Source organism: Streptomyces cupreus, assembly GCF_014257025.1.
Classification (GTDB): domain Bacteria; phylum Actinomycetota; class Actinomycetes; order Streptomycetales; family Streptomycetaceae; genus Streptomyces; species Streptomyces cupreus.
In genome coordinates this window covers 88,610-108,362 of the sequence record NZ_JACMSF010000026.1, presented here as the reverse complement: position 1 = coordinate 108,362, position 19,753 = coordinate 88,610, and the positions used below count along the sequence as shown (strand labels likewise).

The window sequence follows — 19,753 nt, the reverse complement described above, 5'->3', positions numbered from 1 at the left end:
TGCCGAGGGCATGCCGCGTCGTTACGCGGACTACCTCGCGGCCGACGGCTTCACCGCCCTGAACACGATCTCGACGATCAGCTCGTTCGTCCTCGGTCTGTCGGTCCTGCCGTTCTTCTACAACATCTGGAAGACCGCCAAGTACGGCAAGAAGATCGAGGTCGACGACCCGTGGGGCTACGGCCGTTCGCTGGAGTGGGCGACGTCCTGCCCGCCGCCGCGGCACAACTTCCTCACCCTGCCGCGGATCCGCAGTGAATCCCCGGCATTCGACCTGCACCACCCTGAGATCGCCGCTCTCGACCAGCTTGAGAACGCCCCTCACGGTGAAAAGGCCCTGGCTGGTGGCAAGGAGGCCGGCAAGTGAAGATCCAAGGCAGGATGTTCATCTGGCTGAGCGTCTTCATCCTCGCCATGGCGATCGTCTATGGCGTGTGGTCGAAGGAGCCGGCCGGTACGACGGCTCTCTTCCTGGCGTTCGGTCTGGCCATCATGATCGGCTTCTACCTGGGCTTCACCGCCCGGCGGGTCGACGCGGGGGCACAGGACGACAAGAACGCGGATGTCGCGGACGACGCCGGCGAGGTCGGCTTCTTCAGCCCGCACAGCTGGCAGCCGCTCTCGCTGGCCGTGGGTGGCGCGCTCGCCTTCCTCGCGGTCGCCATCGGCTGGTGGCTGATGTACTTCTCGGCCCCGCTGATCCTGGTCGGCCTCTGGGGCTGGGTCTTCGAGTACTACCGCGGTGAGAATCGCACCCAGTAACACGCGCCGAGCGCTCGGGAGCCCGGACACTCCGTCAGGAGGGTCCGGGCTCCCTCTTTTGCCACGACTTTCGTCCCTCTTCCGGACTATTCGGCGCGCCGCGCTTGACGTGGCTCCCTAGCGTGAAGTCATGAACACAACTCCGCACACCCGCACCGTCGTCGGCTGCACCCTGCTGGTGATCGCGCTCGGCGCGAGCGTCACGGCGTGCGGTGGGGACGGCCACCCTCTGTCGGCCGCGCCGTACGACGCGGCGGGCCAGATCTCCTTCAACGGCCCCAAGGGCGACGGCAAGAAGGCCGACCCGGACAAGCCCCTTGAGGTCACCGCCGAGGACTCGGACAGCCGTATCACGGACGTCACGGCCGTGGACGGCACAGGGCGCTACGTCAGCGGCGAACTCTCCGCCGACGGCAGCCGCTGGCACAGCACCTCCCCGCTGGCCGCCAACGCCCGTTACACGGTCCGGGTGTCCACCGAGGACGAGGACGGCGCCCCCGGCCGCCGGGTCCTCAGCTTCGACACCGGCAAGCCGCTCACCAAGAAGCGTCTGGACGTCACCTTCGGCCCCAAGGCGGGCACGTACGGCGTCGGCCAGCCCATAACCGCCGAACTGAGCAAGCCGGTCAAGGACGAGGCCCAGCGCGCCATAGTGGAACGCGCCCTCAAGGTCGAATCCATGCCCGCCACCGAGGGCGCCTGGCACTGGGTGGACGACAAGAAGCTCCACTACCGCCCCAAGGACTACTGGCCCACCCACGCCACCATCCGGGTGCGCAGCAACCTGGAGGGCATCAAGGTCAGCGACCGCCTCTGGGGCGGCAAGGCCAAGCCGCTGAAGATCACCACGGGGGACCGGGTCATCGCGGTGACGGACGCCTCGTCCCACTCGATGACGGTCTACAAGAACGGCGAGAAGATCAACTCCATGCCGGTCACCACCGGCAAGCCCGGCTTCGAGACCCGCAACGGCGTCAAGGTGGTGCTGGGCAAGGAGTACTTCGTACGGATGCGCGGCACCAGCATCGGCATAGCGGAGGGCTCGGCGGAGTCGTACGACCTGCCCGTGTACTACGCCACCCGGGTCACCTGGAGCGGTGAGTACGTGCACGCCGCCCCCTGGTCCGTGGGCTCCCAGGGCTCCGCCAACGTCAGCCACGGCTGCACCGGAATGAGCACCGGCAACGCGGCCTGGTTCTTCGAGAACGTCCGAGAGGGCGACCTGGTCGAGGTCATCAACTCGTACGGCAACACGATGGAACCCTTCGGCAACGGCTTCGGGGACTGGAACGTCGCCTGGAAGAAGTGGCGCAAGGGCAGCGCCCTGGTCGCAGGAGAGCCCGAGGGCCCCCGGCCGGAAGAGGCGGCAAGGCTGCGACCCGCGGCGGTGTGACCGACCTGGGGCCCCCGAGCTCCTAGGCGCTCTGAAGCCTCTGGGTACGCAACAGGGAGGCCAAGGCGGCCGCGAACTCCACAGGATCCACCGGCAGGGTCACCGCGGCCTCGGCACGACTCCACGTCGCCAGCCAAGCATCCTGAGGGCGCCCGATCAGCAACAGCACCGGCGGACAATTGAAGACCTCGTCCTTGATCTGCCGGCACACCCCCATGCCCCCCATGGGCACGGCCTCACCGTCCAGCACACAGACGTCGATCCCGCCCTTGTCCAGCTCGCTGAGCACAGCCGCGGGTGTCGCGCACTCGACGAACTCGACCAACGGGACATCAGGGGCCGGCCGCCTGCCGGAGGCCATCCGCACCTGCTCGCGGGTGTTGGAATCGTCGCTGTACACCAGCACCGTAGCGGTCGGCTGCATTGTTCCTCCGTGACGTCAGCGTCGTAAGGACAGGCCCGTTGAGGCGGATGCTACTCCCTTGAACACCACGTCAACACTGGTATGGGGCAGGGAGACACTCCGAACGGCACCCCCCGGAGTGAGGGCGGGATAAGCGACCGACATAATGTCGGTCGTGGCGACAGCAACGACAGTAGAAACCGGGCACGCGCACCCGTCGGTCAATCGGCCGAACCTCACCAGTGTCGGAACCATCATCTGGTTGAGTTCCGAGCTGATGTTCTTCGCGGCCCTCTTCGCGATGTACTTCACCCTGCGATCGGTGACGGGTCCCGAGTTCTGGAAGGAGAAGGCAGACTTCCTGAACTTCCCGTTCTCGGCGACGAACACCACGATCCTGGTGCTCTCCTCCCTCACCTGCCAGCTCGGCGTCTTCGCCGCCGAGCGCGGTGACGTGAAGAAGCTCCGGGGCTGGTTCATCGTCACCTTCATCATGGGTGCGATCTTTATCGGCGGTCAGGTGTACGAGTACACCGAGCTGGTCAAGCACGAGGGCCTCTCGCTCTCGTCCGACCCCTACGGCTCGGTCTTCTACCTGACCACCGGCTTCCACGGCCTGCACGTGACGGGTGGCCTCATCGCCTTCCTGTTCGTCCTCGGACGCACCTACGCGGCCAGGAGGTTCACTCATGAGCAGGCGACCGCCGCCATCGTCGTGTCCTACTACTGGCACTTCGTCGATGTCGTCTGGATCGGCCTCTTCGCCACGATCTACATGATCAAGTAGCCGGGCCCGTTCCCGCGCGCTGCGAGCAGGCAAGCAAGCAAGCGCACATCCCAGAAGCATCGACGCAGAAGATCCTGACACCGGGGTAATCCGTGAAAAAGCTCTCCGCACGACGACGCCATCCGCTGGCGGCGGTCGTCGTCCTACTCCTCGCGCTGGCGGCCACTGGGGGGCTGTACGCCTTTGTCGCGCCCACGGGCAAGGCGCAGGCAGAGGAAACCGCCCAGTCTCTCGCCATCGACGAGGGTAAGAAGCTCTACGCCGTCGGCTGCGCCAGCTGCCACGGAACCGGCGGTCAGGGCACCTCCGACGGTCCGAGCCTGGTGGGCGTCGGCGCCGCGGCCGTGGACTTCCAGGTGGGCACCGGCCGTATGCCCGCCGCGACCTCCCAGGGCGCCCAGGCGCCGAAGAAGAAGGTCGTGTACACGCAGGCCGAGATCGACCAGCTCGCGGCGTACATCGCCTCGCTGGGCGCCGGTCCGAACATCCCGACCGAGGCGGAGTACGGCCCCGAGGGCGCCGACATCGCCAAGGGTGGCGAGCTGTTCCGCACCAACTGCGCGCAGTGCCACAACTTCACCGGCAAGGGCGGTGCGCTGACCCACGGCAAGTACGCGCCGGCTCTTGACGACGTGGACCCGAAGCACATCTACGAGGCCATGCAGACCGGCCCGCAGAACATGCCCTCCTTCCCCGACACCATCCTGTCGGAGCAGAACAAGAAGGACATCATCGCGTACCTCGACGCGGTCAACAGCGACGACACCGAGAACCCCGGTGGTCTTGAGCTGGGCGGACTCGGTCCGGTCAGCGAGGGCCTGTTCGCGTGGGTCTTCGGACTCGGCGCGCTGATCGCGGTCGCCGTCTGGGTCGCCGCTCGGACCGCAAAGGCCAAGAAGTCATGAGTAGCCAAGACATTCCAGAAGAGAACCTGCCCGCAGAGCAGGACGAACACGGCGCGGTGAGCGTCGCGGACGAGAAGGACCCGTTCGCGGACCCCGGCCTGCCGCCCCACGAGCACCGGATCCAGGACGTCGACGAGCGGGCCGCCAAGCGGTCCGAGCGTACGGTCGCCATGCTGTTCACGGTGTCGATGCTGGCCACCGTCGGTTTCATCGCCGCCTATGTGGCGATCCCGGTCGACAAGTCGGTCTACATCTTCCCGCTGGGTCACATCAGCGCGCTGAACTTCGCGCTGGGCATGACGCTGGGTGTCTCGCTGTTCTGCATCGGCGCGGGCGCGGTCCACTGGGCCCGCACCCTGATGTCGGACGTCGAGGTCGCCGAGGAGCGCCACGCCGTCCAGTCGCCGCCGGAGGTCAAGGCCAAGGTTCTGGCCGACTTCGCGGACGGCGCCAAGGAGTCCGCCCTCGGCCGTCGCAAGCTGATCCGGAACACGATGTTCGGTGCGCTGGCCCTGTTCCCGCTCTCCGGTGTCGTCCTCCTGCGTGACCTCGGCCCGCTGCCCGAGAACAAGCTCCGCCACACCCTGTGGTCCAAGGGCAAGCTGCTCGTCAACATGAACACCAACGAGCCGCTGCGTCCCTCGGACGTCGCGGTCGGCTCCCTCACCTTCGCCAAGCCGGAGGGCCTGGAGGAGCACGACCACGACTTCCAGACCGAGATCGCCAAGGCCGCCCTGATGATCGTCCGCATCCAGCCGGACAACATCAAGGACAAGCGCGAGCTTGAGTGGTCGCACGAGGGCATCGTGGCGTACTCGAAGATCTGCACCCACGTCGGTTGCCCGATCTCCCTGTACGAGCAGCAGACGCACCACGCGCTGTGCCCCTGCCACCAGTCCACCTTCGACCTCTCCGACGGTGCCCGAGTGATCTTCGGTCCCGCCGGTCACGCCCTGCCGCAGCTGCGGATCGGCGTGAACGACGAGGGCTACCTTGAGGCGCTCGGCGACTTCGAAGAGCCCGTCGGTCCTGCATTCTGGGAGCGCGGATGAGCACTACAGAGACCACCGAGTCCCGCTCGCGCGGGAAAGCGCCGGCCGGCGAGCGAGTCGCCGACTGGGCGGACGGCCGACTGGGCATCTACGGCCTGGCCAAGGCCAACATGCGCAAGATCTTCCCCGACCACTGGTCGTTCATGTTGGGTGAGGTCTGCCTCTACAGCTTCATCATCATCATCCTCACGGGTGTGTATCTGACGCTGTTCTTCCACCCGTCGATGAACGAGGTGGAGTACCACGGCAGTTACGTCCCGCTCCAGGGTCAGCTGATGTCGGAGGCGTTCAGCTCCACGCTGCACATCTCCTTCGACGTCCGCGGCGGTCTGCTCATCCGGCAGATCCACCACTGGGCCGCGCTGGTCTTCCTGGCCGGCATGTTCGTGCACATGATGCGCGTGTTCTTCACCGGCGCGTTCCGCAAGCCGCGTGAGATCAACTGGCTGTTCGGCTTCCTGCTGTTCGTCCTCGGCATGTTCACCGGTTTCACCGGTTACTCGCTCCCGGACGACCTGCTCTCCGGCACCGGTGTCCGCTTCATGGAGGGCGCGATCCTGTCCGTGCCGATCGTCGGCACGTACCTGTCGTTCTTCCTCTTCGGCGGGGAGTTCCCGGGCGGCGACTTCGTGGCCCGCTTCTACTCGGTCCACATCCTGCTGCTGCCGGGCATCATGCTCGGTCTGGTGGTCGGCCACCTGATCCTGGTCGTCTACCACAAGCACACCCAGTACGCGGGTCCCGGCAAGACCAACAAGAACGTCATCGGCATGCCGCTCATGCCGGTCTACATGGCCAAGGCCGGCGGCTTCTTCTTCCTGGTCTTCGGTGTCATCGCGGCCATCTCGGCGATCGCCACGATCAACCCGATCTGGGCCATGGGCCCCTACCGTCCGGACCAGGTGTCCACCGGCGCCCAGCCCGACTGGTACATGGGCTTCTCCGAGGGTCTGATCCGTGTCATGCCGGGCTGGGAGATCAACTTCTGGGGTCACACGCTCGTCCTGGGTGTGTTCATCCCGCTGATGATCTTCCCGCTGGTCCTGGTCGCCATCGCGGTGTACCCGTTCATCGAGTCCTGGGTCACCGGCGACAAGCGCGAGCACCACATCCTGGACCGCCCGCGCAACGCGCCGACCCGTACGGCCTTCGGTGTCGCCTGGATGACCTGGTACTTCGTGCTGCTGATCGGTGGTGGAAACGACCTGTGGGCCACCCACTTCCACCTGTCGATCAACGCCATCACCTGGTTCGTCCGGATCGCGTTCTTCGTCGGCCCGGTCCTCGCCTTCGTCATCACCAAGCGGATCTGCCTCGGCCTGCAGCGCCGGGACAAGGACAAGGTGCTGCACGGCCGCGAGTCGGGCATCATCAAGCGCCTGCCGCACGGTGAGTTCATCGAGGTGCACGAGCCGCTCAGCCAGGAGCAGTTGCACACCCTCACCGCGCACGAGCAGTACAAGCCGGCCGAGATCGGCCCGTTGGTCGACGAGAACGGTGTCGAGCGCAAGGTGAAGGGCTCCGAGAAGCTGCGCGTCAAGCTCAGCAAGGCGTACTACGGCGAGGAGTCCCAGATTCCGAAGCCGACCGTCGAGGAGTACAAGGAGATCACGAGCGGCCACGGCCACCACTGATCGCTGCGCTCGCCACGCGCGGTAGAAGGGCCCCCGTCCGGTCTTCGGACGGGGGCCCTTCTCCGTGCCCTGAGCTGGATAGGGTGGGGTCACACTCTCTTACGACACTCAGGAGCGGCCTTATGAGCGCTGTGACCCCCGCTGGAGGCGACACCGCGGCGGGCCGTTCCTGGCCCCTGCTGCTGAACGGCCTGCTGGAGGGGCGCGACCTGAGCGCCGACGACACGGCCTGGGCGATGGACCTGATCATGCGCGGCGAGGCCACCGACGCGCAGATCGCCGGGTTCGTGGTGGCCCTGCGGGCCAAGGGCGAGACGGTCGAGGAGATCACCGGTTTCGTCCGCACGATGTACGAGCACGCCAATGTGATCGAGGTTGCCGGCGACACCGTCGACATCGTCGGCACGGGCGGGGACGGCGCCAAGACCGTCAACATCTCCACGATGTCCGCGATCGTGGTGGCCGGCGCGGGCGCCAAGGTCGTCAAGCACGGCAACCGGGCCGCGTCCTCCGCCTCCGGCTCCTCGGACGTCCTGGAGAAGCTCGGGGTGAACCTGGAGCTGCCGGTGGCCCGGGTGCCACGGGTGGCCGAGGAGGCCGGGATCACCTTCTGCTTCGCGGCGAAGTTCCACCCCGCGATGCGGCACGCGGGCGCGGCGCGCGGGCAGTTGGGGATCAGGACGGTCTTCAACGTCCTCGGTCCGCTCACCAACCCGGCCCGGGTGCGGGCGCAGGCGGTCGGGGTCGCCGATCCGCGGATGGCGCCGATCGTGGCGGGCGTGTTCGCCGAGCGCGGCAACTCCTCGCTGGTCTTCCGCGGCGACGACGGCCTGGACGAGCTGACCACGACCTCGACCTCCCAGGTCTGGATCGTCCGCGACGGCAAGGTCACCGAGGAGTCCTTCGACCCGCGGGACGTCGGCATCGACCTCGTCCCGGTGGAGGCGCTGCGGGGCGCGGACGCGTCGTACAACGCGGACGTCGCGCGGCGCCTGCTGAACGGCGAGACGGGCCCCGTCCGGGACGCCGTACTCCTCAACTCGGCGGCGGCCCTGGTGGCCCTCCGGCCGACCGGGGCCCCCCTGACCGAGCAGATCCGCACCGGCATGGCGAAGGCGGCGGAGTCGATCGACTCCGGTGCGGCCAAGCGGACCCTGGAGCGCTGGGTGGCCGCCAGCAACGCCTAGGGCCTGGTCCGGCGGATCATGCCGGCGTCGCGGGGTCTGGCGGCACTCCCCCAGAGGGGGACCCCCAGCGGCGTGTCGTCGGTTGCCGACGCTCCGCGTCGTCGCCCTCCTCAACACGCCGCTTCTTGCAGCCGACCTGATCCGCCGGACAGGCACTGGCGGCTATCGGTCCTCGTCCCGCGATCCGGACACGGGTTGCGGGGCGGTGATCACTTCACATAGGTTCCTGTACCAGGTCATGAGTGACAGTCATGAGGCCCCGGCCGACTGTCCGGCAACCCTCCGTCCGTGGCGGGGTGCCCCGGGTGAAGACCAGGCCGTAGGCAACAAGGTCTACGGCAAGCGCGGACCCCTCGCGAAACCAGGGGTCCTGGGTCGTTCGAGGGAGTCTTCCGTGAGCAAGCGAATGCGATAGGGCCGCCGAGCCCCGCCTCCGCACACCCTTTTCGCTCTTTCCTTCTCCGTCTCTCACGGGAGTTCCGCCATGTCTGTCTCCACCGCTGCCATCGACCGGTCCGTTTGTGCCCCGCTGCCCGTTCTGGGCCGGGATGTCACCGTCCCGCTCGTCACCGGCGGCGAGGTCAGCTACGCCGCGCTCGACTACGCCGCCAGCGCCCCCGCGCTCCAGCGGGTCTGGGACGACGTGGCCGCCTACGCGCCGTACTACGGCAGCGTCCACCGGGGCGCCGGGTACCTCTCGCAGCTCTCCACCGACCTCTTCGAGAACGCCCGCAAGGCCGTCGCCGAGTTCCTCGACTGCCGCGCCGATGACCAGCTGATCTTCACCCGGTCCACCACGGACTCCCTGAACCTGCTCGCCGCCGCCCTCCCCGCCGACTGCCAGGTCTTCGTCTTCGAGACCGAGCACCACGCCTCCCTGCTGCCCTGGCAGGACGCCGAGGTCACCTACCTCAACGCCCCGCGCACCCCGGAGCAGGCCGTGGCGACCCTGGAGCGCGCCCTCGCCGACCGTGACCCGCACGGCCCGGCCCTGGTCTGCGTGACCGGCGCCTCGAACGTCACCGGCGAGCTGTGGCCGGTCCGCGAGCTGGCCGCCGCTGCCCACGCGCACGGCGCCCGGATCGTCCTCGATGCCGCCCAGCTCGCCCCGCACCACCCGGTGTCGGTCCAGGACCTGGACGTCGACTGGGTCGCCTTCTCCGGCCACAAGCTCTACGCCCCCTTCGGCTCCGGCGTCCTGGCCGGGCGCGCCGACTGGCTGATCGCGGCCGAGCCGTACCTCGCGGGCGGCGGCGCCAGCCGCAAGGTCACCCGGCGCGCGGACGGGGGAGTGGACGTGGAGTGGCACGAGAGCGCGGCCCGCCATGAGGCCGGCTCCCCGAACGTCATCGGTGCCTACTCCATCGCGTCGGCCTGCAAGGCGCTGACGGAGGCCGGTTTCGACACCCTCGTGGCCCGCGAGCAGTACCTCATCGGCAAGGTCCGCGAGGGCCTCGCCGAGGTCCCCGAAGTAAGGATCCTCTCCCTCTTCGGCGACGACGCCCCCCGCGTCGGCGTGATCAGCTTCGTCGTGGACGGCTGGAACAGCTCCCACTTCGCCGCCGCCCTCTCCGCCGAGTACGGCATCGGCGTCCGGGACGGCCTGTTCTGCGCCCACCCCCTGGTCCGCACCCTGCTCGGCAGCGACCCGCAGACCCAGGGCGAGTGCGGCGCCCCCGAGGCGGCACCCGGCGAGAAGTCCCTGAACGCCATCCGGGTCAGCTTCGGCGCGGGCACGCCGGACGAGCACGTGGAGCGTTTCGTGACCGCGGTGCGCGAGCTGGTCACCGACGGCGCGAAGTGGAACTACCGCACGGAGGACGGGCGCTGCGTTCCGGCCGTGTGACTAGTTGTCGAGCCCCAGCGCGAACGCGGCCTCAAGATCGTGCTGGGAGTACGTCCGGAACGCCACGTGCGTGTCCGTGCCCTCCACACCCGGGATCTTGCTGATGCGGCCGGGGATGACCTCGGCGAGGTCCTCGTGCTCCTTGACCCGGACCATCGCGATCAGGTCGTAGGTGCCGGTGACGGAGAAGACCTCGCTCACGCTGTCCAGCGAAGCGATCTGCTCCGCGATCTCGGGGATCCGGTCCACGCTGGTCTTGATGAGGACGATCGCGGTGATCACGGCTGGTTCTCTCCCTCGGGGGCGGGCGTCGCTGGGGTGGCCTTCACTCTAGTCGTACGGCCGAACCGCACCCAGGCGAAGCCGCACCCGAGGCCGAAGCCCACGAGATGGGCCAGATAGGCCACCCCGGGCCCGTTCGTGGCCCGTCCCGCCGCCAGCCATTGCAGGGCCGCCCAGAAGGGCAGCACCACCCAGGCAGGGAAGCGCAGCGGCAGGAAGAACAGGAACGGCAGCAGGCTCGTCACCCGGGCCCGTGGGAACAGCGCCAGGCAGGCGCCGAGGACCGCCGAGATCGCGCCGGACGCGCCGACCAGGGACTGCTCGGAGTCGGCGTTGGCGGCCGCGTAGCCCAGCAGGGCGAGATAGCCGCAGCCCAGATAGAAGAGGGTGAACTGAAGACGGCCCATGCGCTCCTCGGTCAGCACGCCGAAGACGTAGAGGAAGAGCATGTTGCCCAGCAGATGCACCCAGCTGCCGTGCACGAAGAGCGCGGTGGCCGGGGTGAGGGTGGCGCGCGCGTCGCCCTCGAACAGTACGGCCGGAACCACACCCCAGCGCCGGAAGTACGCCCGCTGCGCCGCGAGCAGCTCCTCGCCGGTGCCGTAGGCCGGATTCAGCCCCGAGGCCGGGCCGATCACGAAGATCAGCGTGCACAGGGCGATCAGTCCGTATGTCACCGGCGCGGACGGCGTCCGGATCGTTCTGACGGCCTTGGTACTCCAGTTGCTGATCATGAACACAGAGCATGACGTAATGGGACGCAGCCGAACAGACCGCCTCGCCGCTGTGGACGGCCGAGCGGCGAGTACCCGCCAGGCCGTAGGGTTACGAGCCACACGCACCGGGGATGCCGGTGAGTCACCGACACTGGAAGGAAAGAACGGTCGCGATGACGGTTCCCCTGCCGACCGCCACCACGCGGTGGCGCTGCACGCTCTGCGGCAACCTCACCCGTTTCGATGTGACCCGCTCGTCGAAGGTCGTCGAGTACGTCCACCTCGACCTCGCCGGTGAGCCCAAGGTCGAGGAGCGCGAGGTGGTCAGTGAGACCATCGAGTCGGTGCGCTGCCGCTGGTGCAACGCCGTGGACCAGGTGGAACTCGTGGACAGGCCGGGCGCCGGCTCCTGACAGGAGCGGGCCCCGCTCGGGCGATCCCCCAGGCCAGGGGGATCCCGCACAGGCATTGGGGTGAGACGGATGGTGGAGACCGCAGGCGGGGGGCCGGGCGACGGCGCCGCTGAGGTGCTCGACCGTCCGCTGCCCGACGGAGTGCGCAGAAGAGTCGTACAGATCGTCTCCGACGGGTTCGGCGGGCTGACCGTCGGTGAACTGCCCGCCCAGCTGAGGCAGTACGCCCGGTTCGCCCCGAACCGGCGCGCCAAGTTCGCCGGCAACGCCATGGCCGCCGCGCTGGAGACCGATACGCTCTTCCGCCAGCGCATCGGGGAGAAGCTGAGAGAGGCCCAGCCGGAACTCGTCGGCGCCCTCGACTCCGGCTCGCCGCCCCCGGCCGCGGATCCGCTCGATGTGGCGGCCGCGGCCTATGTGCTCCGGCCCACCGGCTGGGTCAAGCTGGTGACCGCGGCCGGCGAGGAGGCCCTGCGGGCCGATGCCGAGCGCGCCGACGAGGAGAGCCGGGCCGAGATTGAGCGGCTGCGCGCCGAACTCGCCCAGGCCAGGGAGCAGACCCGGACCGAGACCGAGCGGCTGCGCACCGAGCTGGACGCGTCCAAGAAGGAAGCGGAATCGCTTCACCGCAAGCTGCGGGCCGCCCTCAGCGACGTCAAGCGCGGCGAGGCCGCGCTGCGCAAGGCGCAGGGCGAGATCGAGGCCGTACGGGCGGAGGCGCACGGGCAGGTATCCGCCGCCGAGAGCGAGACCCGGCGGCTGAAGTCGCGGCTCGGAGAGGCGGAGGCCGCCCTGGAGGCGACCCGCCGGGCGGCGCGCGAGGGCCGCAGCGTCGAGGACATGCGGGTACGGCTGCTGCTGGACACCCTGCTGGACGCCACCCAAGGACTGCGCCGCGAGCTGGCGTTGCCGCCGGTGTCGGTGCGTCCGGCGGAGACCGTGGACGCGGTCGAACCGGGACGTATGACGCCGAAGGACATCGCCGCACGGGCGTTGTCCGAGAACGACCCCGCCATCATCGACCAGCTGCTCGCGCTGCCGCAGGCGCATCTGGTCGTCGACGGCTACAACGTCACCAAGACCGGCTATCCCCAGATGCCGCTGGAGAAGCAGCGCCTCAGGCTTCTCGGGCAGCTCTCCCAGCTCGCCGCGCAGACCGGCGCCGAGGTGACCTGTGTCTTCGACGGGGCCGAGCTGGCCGCGCCGGTGCTGCTGGCGCCGCCGCGCGGGGTGCGGGTGCTGTTCTCCAAGCCCGGGGTCACCGCGGATGAGTTGATCCGTCAGCTGGTGCGCGCCGAGCCGCCGGGGCGTCCGGTCATCGTCGTCTCGACCGACCGAGAGGTGGCCGACGGGGTCGCCCGGGCGGGCGCCCGGCCGGTGGCATCTGCGGTGCTTCTGAAGCGACTGTCCTGAAGGTCAACGTACAGATGCAATGCCCGAATTGACGGAAGCGTCACGCAACGTAGCGTCAAGTGGGTATCACTGCACGTGGGTTGATGGTAAAGAATGCGGACCGTAACCGGGATAAATCGCCCATGGGTTTGAACTGATCACAGCTGTATCACTAGGGTCTGCCTTCGAACCTTCGATCGTAAGATCACTCAGCAGAAGGAGTTCGCCTCCGTGGCGTCCCACCGTCGACCCAAGCAGCCGAGCCGCGCACGTGTGACCGTGCTGACCACCGCCGCTGCTGCCGCCGTGGCCATCAGCTCGCAGGCGGCCAACGCCGCGCCCAGCGAGAAGCCGAGCAAGGACGAGGTCAAGGCCAAGGTCGACAAGCTCTACGAAGAGGCCGAGCACGCCACCGAGAAGTACAACGGCGCCAAGGAGAAGCAGGAGAAGCTCCAGAAGGAGATCTCCACGATCCAGGACAACGTCGCGCGCGGTCAGGAAGACCTGAACGAGATGCGTGACTCCATAGGCCTGGCGGCCGCCGCCCAGTACCGCACCGGCTCCATAGACTCCTCGGTCCAGCTGTTCCTCTCCTCGGACCCGGACGACTACCTCGACAAGGCCTCCACGCTCGACCAGTTGAGCAGCCAGCAGGTCGAGGCGCTGAAGAAGATCCAGGACAAGCAGCGGGAACTCGCCCAGGACCGGGCCGAGGCGACCGAGAAGCTCAAGGACCTCGCCTCCACCCGGGCCGAACTGGGCAAGAACAAGAAGGAAGTTCAGGCCAAGCTCGCCGCGGCGCAGAAGCTCCTGAACTCCCTGACCGCCGCCGAGAAGGCCGCCCTCGCCGCCGAGGAGGAGCGCGCCAGCCGGTCCTCCGCCGACCGTGTCCAGCTCGGCGACGCGCCCACCGGCTCCGGCCGGGCCATGGCCGCCTACCAGGCCGCCCAGAGCAAGATCGGCTCGCCCTACGTCTACGGTGCCTCCGGCCCCTCCTCCTTCGACTGCTCGGGCCTGACCTCCTGGGCCTTCGCCCAGGCCGGCGTCTCCATCCCGCGCACCTCGCAGGCCCAGGCCAACGCCGGCACGCGCATCTACAGCCAGTCCGACCTCAAGGTCGGCGACCTGGTCATCTTCTACGGCGACCTGCACCACGTCGGTTTCTACGCGGGCAACGGCCAGATCCTGCACGCCCCGCGCACCGGCACGGTCGTCCGCTACGAGTCGATCAACAACATGCCGTTCCAGTTCGGCGTCCGCATCTGATCCCCTCCAAGATCAGGACACGGCGGCGCCCGTTCGGGCGAATCGCCGCGACGTGAACTGACCCCACGCCCCGCCCATGACCTGCGTCATAGGCGGGGCGTCACGCTGCGTGGCCGCGGCGGTCGTTGGTCGGTGGCCCGTCGCGGGGCTACTGTCTGGCGCGTTTCCCCCTCGCCGGGGAAGGTCCTTGTCCGCCAGCGAAGGGGTGCGGCTTCCTGTGGGGTCCCATCGTCGCCTTGTACCGTCCGGGTTCGACCGGGGCGCGAGTGCCGCGCTCTGCGTCATCTCAGCCGCCGCGGCCTTCGGAGCCGTACCGGCGTCGGCCGCGCCGCACGACGACACCCGGGCCGAGGTGGACCGCCTCTACGAGGAGGCCGAGAAGGCCACCGAGGCCTACAACAAGGCCGATGAGCGCGCCGACTCGCTGCGGGGGGAGGTCAACAGGGCGCAGGACCGGATCGCTCGGCAGCAGGAGCGCATCAACTCCATGCGGGAGGCGCTCGGTTCGCTGGCCGGGGCGCAGTACCGGTCCGGCGGGCTCGATCCCTCCCTCGCGCTGCTGTTCTCCGACGATCCGGACGACTACCTCGACAAGGCGGCCGTCCTTGACCGGATCAACGCCCATCAGGCGGGCGAGCTGAAGCACCTTCAGGACGCGATGCGCGAGCTCTCCCAGGAGCGCGCCGAGGCCTCCCGCAAGCTCGGTGAGCTGGAGAAGAGCCGCAAGGCCGTCGCCGCGCACAAGCGGACGGTGGAGGGGAAGCTGGCCAAGGCCCGGGAACTGCTCAACTCCCTGACGTCCGCCGAGCGCGCCGCCTACGACCGGGCCTCGCGCTCCGGCCGCTCCGACATGCCCTACCTCGGGGGCGCCGTCCCGACCTCGGGCCGCGCCGCCGCCGCGGTCGCCGCCGCCCGCTCCGCCCTCGGCAGGCCCTACGTCTGGGGCGCCAACGGCCCCAGCGGCTTCGACTGTTCGGGCCTGATGCAGTGGTCCTACGCCCAGGCCGGCGTCTCCCTGCCCCGCACCTCCCAGGGCCAGCGCTTCGCGGGCCGCCAGGTCCCCCTCTCCCAGGCCCAGCCCGGCGACCTGGTCACCTACCGCCCCGACGCCAGCCACGTAGGCATGTACATGGGTAACGGCCAGGTGATCCACGCCCCGTACCCGGGAGCCCCGGTGAGATACGACCCGGTGGGGATGATGCCGGGGGCGACGGTCACCAGGGTGTGACGGGGGCGGCTTCGGCGGGCTCTTGCGGCGGTGTGATCCGGTGGGCCGGGCCGTGGGGGCGACGGTTGCCGGGGGCGGAGGCGACCCGACCTCGGGGGGTCTGGTGCGCACTGAACCGGTGGGGATGGCGCCGGAATCGACCGTCACCAGGGTGTGACCGGGGTCTGACCTCCGTGGGCTGATCGCCGTACGATCGCGTCATGGCTGGTCGACGGCGGGCGTCCGGATCCGGTGTGGTGGTGGTGTGTCTGCTGCTCGTCTCGCTCGTGGGGTGCGGGGGGCGGTCGGTCACCGATGTGGCTCTGGAGTCGGTGCAGAGGGTCCTCGATCGGCGGGCCGAGGCGATCGTCGAGCAGGACGAGTCGGCCTTCGTGCGGACGGGCGCGCAGAGCGGGTTCGACGATCTGCGGGCGGTGCCGTTCGCCGAGTGGTCGTACCGGGTGACCGCGCTTCGGCGCGCCGGTGACACCGCGACCGCCGAGGCCGAGCTGCGCTATCGCATCGAGGGCAACGACCGGGCGCCGGTCACCGCCGCCCGCAGGCTTCGGCTCAGTCTGGACGCCGGCGGCGAGTGGTACGTCGAGTCCGAGCGGCCCGCCCAGAAGTCCGCCGAACAGCTGTGGGACCAGGGCCGCGTGGACGTGGTCCGCGGCGCGCGCAGCATCGTGCTCGGAGTCGGCCAGAGCGCCGAGCGGCTGAGCACCTTCGCCGATCTGGCCGACCGGGCCGTGCCCGCGGTGACGCAGGCCTGGGGCACCGAGTGGCCGCGCCGGGTCGTCGTCCTCGTACCGGAGTCCCTGGAGGGGATGGCGGGGCTGCTCGGCTCGCCCGCCTCCTCGTACCGCGGGATCGCCGCCGTGACCACCGGCGAGACCGGCGCCCCCGCCGGCGCGCCCGCGGACCGGATCATCCTCAACCCGGTCGCGTACGGCGTCCTCGGCCAGAGCGGCAAGCAGGTCGTGCTCACCCACGAGACCACCCATGTCGCCACCCGTGCCCACACCAGCGCCGCCACCCCGCTGTGGCTCTCCGAGGGTTACGCCGACTGGGTCGGCTACCTCGGCTCCGGGCGCACGCCCTCCGACGCCGCGCCGGAGCTGTGGCGGGCGGTGACCGAGGGCGAGATCCCGGCGGGGCTGCCGACCGACGAGGACTTCGGGTTCACCGGGGACTCGGCCGGGCTCGCGCAGGCCTACGAGAGCGGCTGGATGGCCTGCCGGATGATCGCGGACCGCTGGGGCGAGGTACGGCTCGGCGAGTTCTACCGGGCCGTCGGCGCGCACGAGAAGCGATCCGGCGCGGTCGAGGACGCGATGGCGAAGGTGCTCGGGACGACTCTGGCGGACTTCACCGCGCAGTGGCGGGAGTATTTGCGGAGTCAGTTCGCCTGACCTTCGCCGGGCGGATCGAGCAGCTCGATCGCCTCGGCCAGCCACGCCCGCTCCGCCGCACCGGTCGCCCGCGCCACCCGCAGCATGCCCTGCCGGAACAGATCGTCGGCCTCCTCCGCCCGCACCGGCTTTCCGCCCCGGTAGAAGAAGCTCGACGGCGCATCCAGGAACTCCAGTCGGCGGCGCAGTACGGCGGCCTGCTCACGCCGGTCGGGCAGGTGCCGTAGGAACGCGAGCACGGTGTTGAAGCGGACCTGGTCGGTGATCTCGACCTGCTTGGGATGGCGCAGCCGCTCCAGCAGGTCCTCGTGGCCCTTGTCGGTGAGGGAGAGGATCCGGCGCGGCGCGGCGCTCACGCCCGGCTCCGCGTGCTCGTCGAGCTTGCCGGCCTTGATGAGGCGCGTGATCGCCGGATAGAGCGCCCCGTCGCTGACCGGGCGGACGTGGCCGCTCAGCGACTTGATCCGTTCCTTCAACTCATAGCCGTGCAGCGGCTCTTCGGCCAGGAAGCCCAGGATCGACAGCTCCAGCACCGGTTCCTCCTTGCGGGTGTCGTGCCCACCATGCTACCTCTATCCGAGCTACCTCGAATCGATGTAGCTCGGATAGAGGGGGACCCATGGACGCTCACCGCAAGCAGCTCGTCTCGCTCGCCCACCCCGTCTACTTCTCGCTCCTCGCCTCCGTCGCCGCCGGGATCATCAACACCGTCTGGGTCTCCCGGCTCGGCGGCCCGGCCGTCGCCGCCGTGGCCGTCGCGACCAACACCGAGAACGTGCTGCTGGGCGTCGCGCTGGTCTTCGGCTCCGGTACGACCGTGCTGGTCGCGCACGCCAGGGGCGCCCGGGACCCCGCGGCGGTGCGGGCGGCGGTGCGCGGGGGCTGGGCGCTGTACGCGCTGGTCACGCCGGTGGTCGTGTTCGGCGGTCTGCTGCTGCGGGAGCCGCTCGCCCGCCTGGTCCTCGGCGGTGACGGCCCGGCCGTACCGCTCGCCACCGCCTACTTCGCGATCTCCCTGCCCGGCATCGCCGTCTTCTTCGCCCAGACCCTCGTCGACGGCATCCTCAAAGGCACCGGCGACACCCGCACCCCGATGCGCCTCGCCCTCCTGGCCAACGGCCTGATCCTGGTCCTGGACCCCTTCGCGATCCACTTCCACGGCGTCCAGGGCGCAGCCGCTGCCACTGTCCTGTGCCGTTGTGCGGCCCTGGGCGTCGGCCTGCTCGTTCTGCGCCGGGAGCCGTTGCTCCGGGGGCCGCGGGCCTCCTTCTCCCCGCGCCGGACCCTTGCCACCGGTCTGCCCATGGCCGCCGACTTCACCGTCCGTCAGGCGGGCGCGCTGGCACTGGTGGCGATCGTGGCCCGGCTCGGGGTGAGCGCGGTGGCCGCGTACTCGATCGCCTACAAGGTCCTGTACATCGCGACGATGGCCTTCTACGCCGTACGCCAGGCCGCCGCCATCCACACCGCGCACACCCGTGGCGCGGGGCGCGACGAGCGGCGGGCCATCGGGCGGCAGGCGGTGCTGGTGTCCGGGACGGCGGGGCTCGCGGCGGCCGTGCTGCTCGCCGTGACCGCGCCGTGGGTCATGGCGGCCTTCGGTGCCGGACCGGAGGTCGCCCACGAGGGAGTGCTGTTCCTGCGCTGCATCGGGCCGTACCTGCTGCTGATGGCCTGCTTCATCGCGCTCGGCGGGGTCTTCGAGGGCGGCGGCGGTGCGCCGGTGCTGCTGCGGGTGACGCTGCTCGGCACGGCCGTACAACTGCCGCTGGCGTACGGGCTGTCCGGGCTCGGGCTGCCGGGCGTGTGTCTGGCGCTGGCGCTCGCGATGGCGTTGCAGTGGGCCTTGCTCCGGTGGCTTCAGGAGGGGAGCGAGGTCTCCTTGCTGCGGGCGGCCTGAGCGGGCACCGGAGCCGGCTCGGCGGCGGAGACCGTGGAGCGCCACAGAGCGCGCGCGGCCAGGACCGTGGCCAGGACCAGCAGGCCGTTGCGGACGAACATAAGGGCGATGCCGAGGGTGTCGCTGGACACCACATGCGCGAACCAGACCGGGAACTCCAGCACCGTCACCAGACACGCCGCCAGCACCAGAGCGACCGGCCATCCCATCCGGCTGCCCCGGAAGCACAGGCACACCGCGGCCAGACCGACCAGCCACACCATGTACTGCGGGCTGATCACCCGGCTGCTCGTGGTGAACATCAGCACCGCCACCAGGGCCGCGTCCGCGAGCGTGTGCGGCAGGAACCGGGTCGCCCTGAACCGCCACAGCAGCAGCCAGCCGAAGGCGAGGGCGGTGAGCACCAGGGCGCCGGTGCTGACGACGTCCACGTACGGGCCGAGGAACTCCACCGAGCCGTAGTTCAGCAGCACCTGTCCGTCCCAGCCGAAGTGCCGGGCCACATGGAAGACCAGGGCGCCCAGCGACTCCACCTCGGTGCCGCGGTCCCGCTGGAAGGTCAGAAACGCGAACGCGCCCGGCATCATCACGGCGAACAGCGCCGCCAGCAGACCCGCGGTCACCGCGGCCGACACCCAGGCCGAGCGCTTACGGGCGGCGACCAGCAGCAGCACCGGCCACACCTTCAGCAGCGCCGCGAACGCCGTCAGCGCGCCCATCACCCGGGGGTGCCGGGCACCGGCCAGCAGCGCGGCCACCGCCACCGCGGTCACCATCACGTCGTAGCGGGCGTACACGGTCGGGCCGAGCAGTGGCACGCCCACCGTCCACACCCAGGTGCCCCGGGGGCTGCGGCCCGGGCGCAGGCCCGCGCAGAGGAGCAGGGCGAGGACGGCGAGGTCGGCGGTGAAGGCCAGCACGAAGAACGCGGAGGCGTAGTCCAGGTAGAACAGCAGCGCGGGGGAGAGGATCGCGAGCGCAGCGGCGGGCGGGTACTGCCAGGTGACGTCGTCCTGCGGGAACGTTCCGGTGCGCAGCACCTCGTACCAGCCCTGGTAGATCACGGACACGTCGCTGGTGACGTCCGGGCCGGGGAAGATGTACACCTTGAACACGAACAGGAGCAGGACCACCCTGGTCAGGGACCAGATGACGAGCAGACCCGCCAAGGACCGCCGTGTGCCCGTCGTCTCCAC

19 protein-coding genes, 1 pseudogene and 1 riboswitch are annotated in these 19,753 nt (G+C 69.6%); of the genes and pseudogenes, 15 read left to right on the top strand and 5 right to left on the bottom strand.

Translation table 11 applies throughout. The features are described from left to right. The 3 genes and pseudogenes from H4N64_RS23700 to H4N64_RS23690 all read left to right on the top strand — a co-directional run. Positions 1-367 (top strand): annotated as a pseudogene (locus H4N64_RS23700) (aa3-type cytochrome oxidase subunit I); the annotation flags it as partial. Next, entirely contained in the window at positions 364-762 is a 399-nt protein-coding gene (locus tag H4N64_RS23695) for an aa3-type cytochrome oxidase subunit IV (protein WP_186284425.1), read from the top strand. The pseudogene H4N64_RS23700 and the gene H4N64_RS23695, both read left to right, overlap by 4 nt. A gap of 130 nt (positions 763-892) precedes the next feature. Continuing rightward, positions 893-2,155: a L,D-transpeptidase gene (locus H4N64_RS23690; protein WP_186284424.1), complete on the top strand. Its 1,263-nt coding sequence runs from the start codon at positions 893-895 to the stop codon at positions 2,153-2,155. A gap of 22 nt (positions 2,156-2,177) precedes the next feature. Here the strand turns inward: H4N64_RS23690 and H4N64_RS23685 are convergent, their stop codons facing one another. Then, entirely contained in the window at positions 2,178-2,579 is a 402-nt protein-coding gene (locus H4N64_RS23685) for a response regulator transcription factor (protein WP_186284423.1), read from the bottom strand. A gap of 145 nt (positions 2,580-2,724) precedes the next feature. Between H4N64_RS23685 and ctaE the strand changes: the two genes are divergently transcribed. From ctaE to H4N64_RS23655, 6 genes are all read left to right on the top strand, one after another. After that, positions 2,725-3,345, top strand: coding sequence for an aa3-type cytochrome oxidase subunit III (gene ctaE, locus H4N64_RS23680; protein ID WP_186284422.1), 621 nt, complete (start codon positions 2,725-2,727; stop codon positions 3,343-3,345). 92 nt (positions 3,346-3,437) lie between these two features. Then, positions 3,438-4,250 carry a cytochrome bc1 complex diheme cytochrome c subunit gene (gene qcrC, locus H4N64_RS23675; RefSeq protein WP_186284421.1) on the top strand — a complete coding sequence of 271 codons (813 nt, stop codon included), beginning with the start codon at positions 3,438-3,440 and terminating at the stop codon, positions 4,248-4,250. Beyond that, positions 4,247-5,302 carry a cytochrome bc1 complex Rieske iron-sulfur subunit gene (qcrA, locus tag H4N64_RS23670; protein ID WP_186284420.1) on the top strand — a complete coding sequence of 352 codons (1,056 nt, stop codon included), beginning with the start codon at positions 4,247-4,249 and terminating at the stop codon, positions 5,300-5,302. The genes qcrC and qcrA overlap by 4 nt, the downstream gene beginning before the upstream one ends. After that, positions 5,299-6,936, top strand: a complete 1,638-nt coding sequence (gene qcrB / locus H4N64_RS23665) for a cytochrome bc1 complex cytochrome b subunit (protein WP_186284419.1) — start codon at positions 5,299-5,301, stop codon at positions 6,934-6,936. The genes qcrA and qcrB overlap by 4 nt, the downstream gene beginning before the upstream one ends. 122 nt (positions 6,937-7,058) lie before the next feature. Then, on the top strand, positions 7,059-8,123 hold the full coding sequence (gene trpD / locus H4N64_RS23660) for an anthranilate phosphoribosyltransferase (protein ID WP_186284418.1): 1,065 nt from the start codon (positions 7,059-7,061) through the stop codon (positions 8,121-8,123). A gap of 234 nt (positions 8,124-8,357) precedes the next feature. Then, positions 8,358-8,474, top strand: a riboswitch (SAM riboswitch). A 133-nt stretch (positions 8,475-8,607) separates the two neighbouring features. Continuing rightward, entirely contained in the window at positions 8,608-9,969 is a 1,362-nt protein-coding gene (locus tag H4N64_RS23655; protein WP_186284417.1) for an aminotransferase class V-fold PLP-dependent enzyme, read from the top strand. On the opposite strand, the gene H4N64_RS23650 is transcribed toward H4N64_RS23655, so the two are convergent. Together H4N64_RS23650 and H4N64_RS23645 are read right to left on the bottom strand one after the other, a co-directional pair. Continuing rightward, the gene (locus H4N64_RS23650; protein WP_186284416.1) at positions 9,970-10,251 is read right to left on the bottom strand and encodes an Lrp/AsnC ligand binding domain-containing protein; all 282 of its coding nucleotides are present in this window, start codon (positions 10,249-10,251) and stop codon (positions 9,970-9,972) included. Next, complete coding sequence (locus H4N64_RS23645; protein WP_186284415.1) at positions 10,248-10,985, bottom strand: rhomboid family intramembrane serine protease; 738 nt, start codon at positions 10,983-10,985, stop codon at positions 10,248-10,250. Before H4N64_RS23645 ends, H4N64_RS23650 begins: the two co-directional genes overlap by 4 nt. Before the next feature lie 155 nt (positions 10,986-11,140). Between H4N64_RS23645 and H4N64_RS23640 the strand changes: the two genes are divergently transcribed. From H4N64_RS23640 to H4N64_RS23620, 5 genes are all read left to right on the top strand, one after another. After that, entirely contained in the window at positions 11,141-11,380 is a 240-nt protein-coding gene (locus H4N64_RS23640) for a hypothetical protein (RefSeq protein WP_055541554.1), read from the top strand. Positions 11,381-11,449: 69 nt separating this feature from the next. Continuing rightward, positions 11,450-12,793, top strand: a complete 1,344-nt coding sequence (locus tag H4N64_RS23635) for an NYN domain-containing protein (RefSeq protein ID WP_186284414.1) — start codon at positions 11,450-11,452, stop codon at positions 12,791-12,793. Between the two features lie 210 nt (positions 12,794-13,003). Further along, positions 13,004-14,038 carry an NlpC/P60 family protein gene (locus H4N64_RS23630; RefSeq protein ID WP_186284413.1) on the top strand — a complete coding sequence of 345 codons (1,035 nt, stop codon included), beginning with the start codon at positions 13,004-13,006 and terminating at the stop codon, positions 14,036-14,038. A gap of 217 nt (positions 14,039-14,255) precedes the next feature. After that, entirely contained in the window at positions 14,256-15,266 is a 1,011-nt protein-coding gene (locus H4N64_RS23625) for an NlpC/P60 family protein (RefSeq protein WP_186284412.1), read from the top strand. 200 nt (positions 15,267-15,466) lie between these two features. Beyond that, a complete protein-coding gene (locus H4N64_RS23620) occupies positions 15,467-16,657 on the top strand; it encodes a hypothetical protein (RefSeq protein ID WP_186284411.1) in 1,191 nt (396 codons plus the stop codon). Here the strand turns inward: H4N64_RS23620 and H4N64_RS23615 are convergent. Then, on the bottom strand, positions 16,645-17,190 hold the full coding sequence (locus H4N64_RS23615; RefSeq protein ID WP_186284410.1) for a helix-turn-helix transcriptional regulator: 546 nt from the start codon (positions 17,188-17,190) through the stop codon (positions 16,645-16,647). The two genes, H4N64_RS23620 and H4N64_RS23615, sit on opposite strands and share 13 nt — an antisense overlap. Positions 17,191-17,276: 86 nt before the next feature. On the opposite strand from H4N64_RS23615, the gene H4N64_RS23610 reads away from it, so the two are divergent. Next, positions 17,277-18,557, top strand: a complete 1,281-nt coding sequence (locus H4N64_RS23610) for an MATE family efflux transporter (RefSeq protein ID WP_186284409.1) — start codon at positions 17,277-17,279, stop codon at positions 18,555-18,557. Here H4N64_RS23610 and H4N64_RS23605 read toward each other — a convergent pair. After that, on the bottom strand, positions 18,518-19,753 hold the full coding sequence (locus tag H4N64_RS23605; protein WP_186284426.1) for a glycosyltransferase 87 family protein: 1,236 nt from the start codon (positions 19,751-19,753) through the stop codon (positions 18,518-18,520). The genes H4N64_RS23610 and H4N64_RS23605 overlap by 40 nt on opposite strands.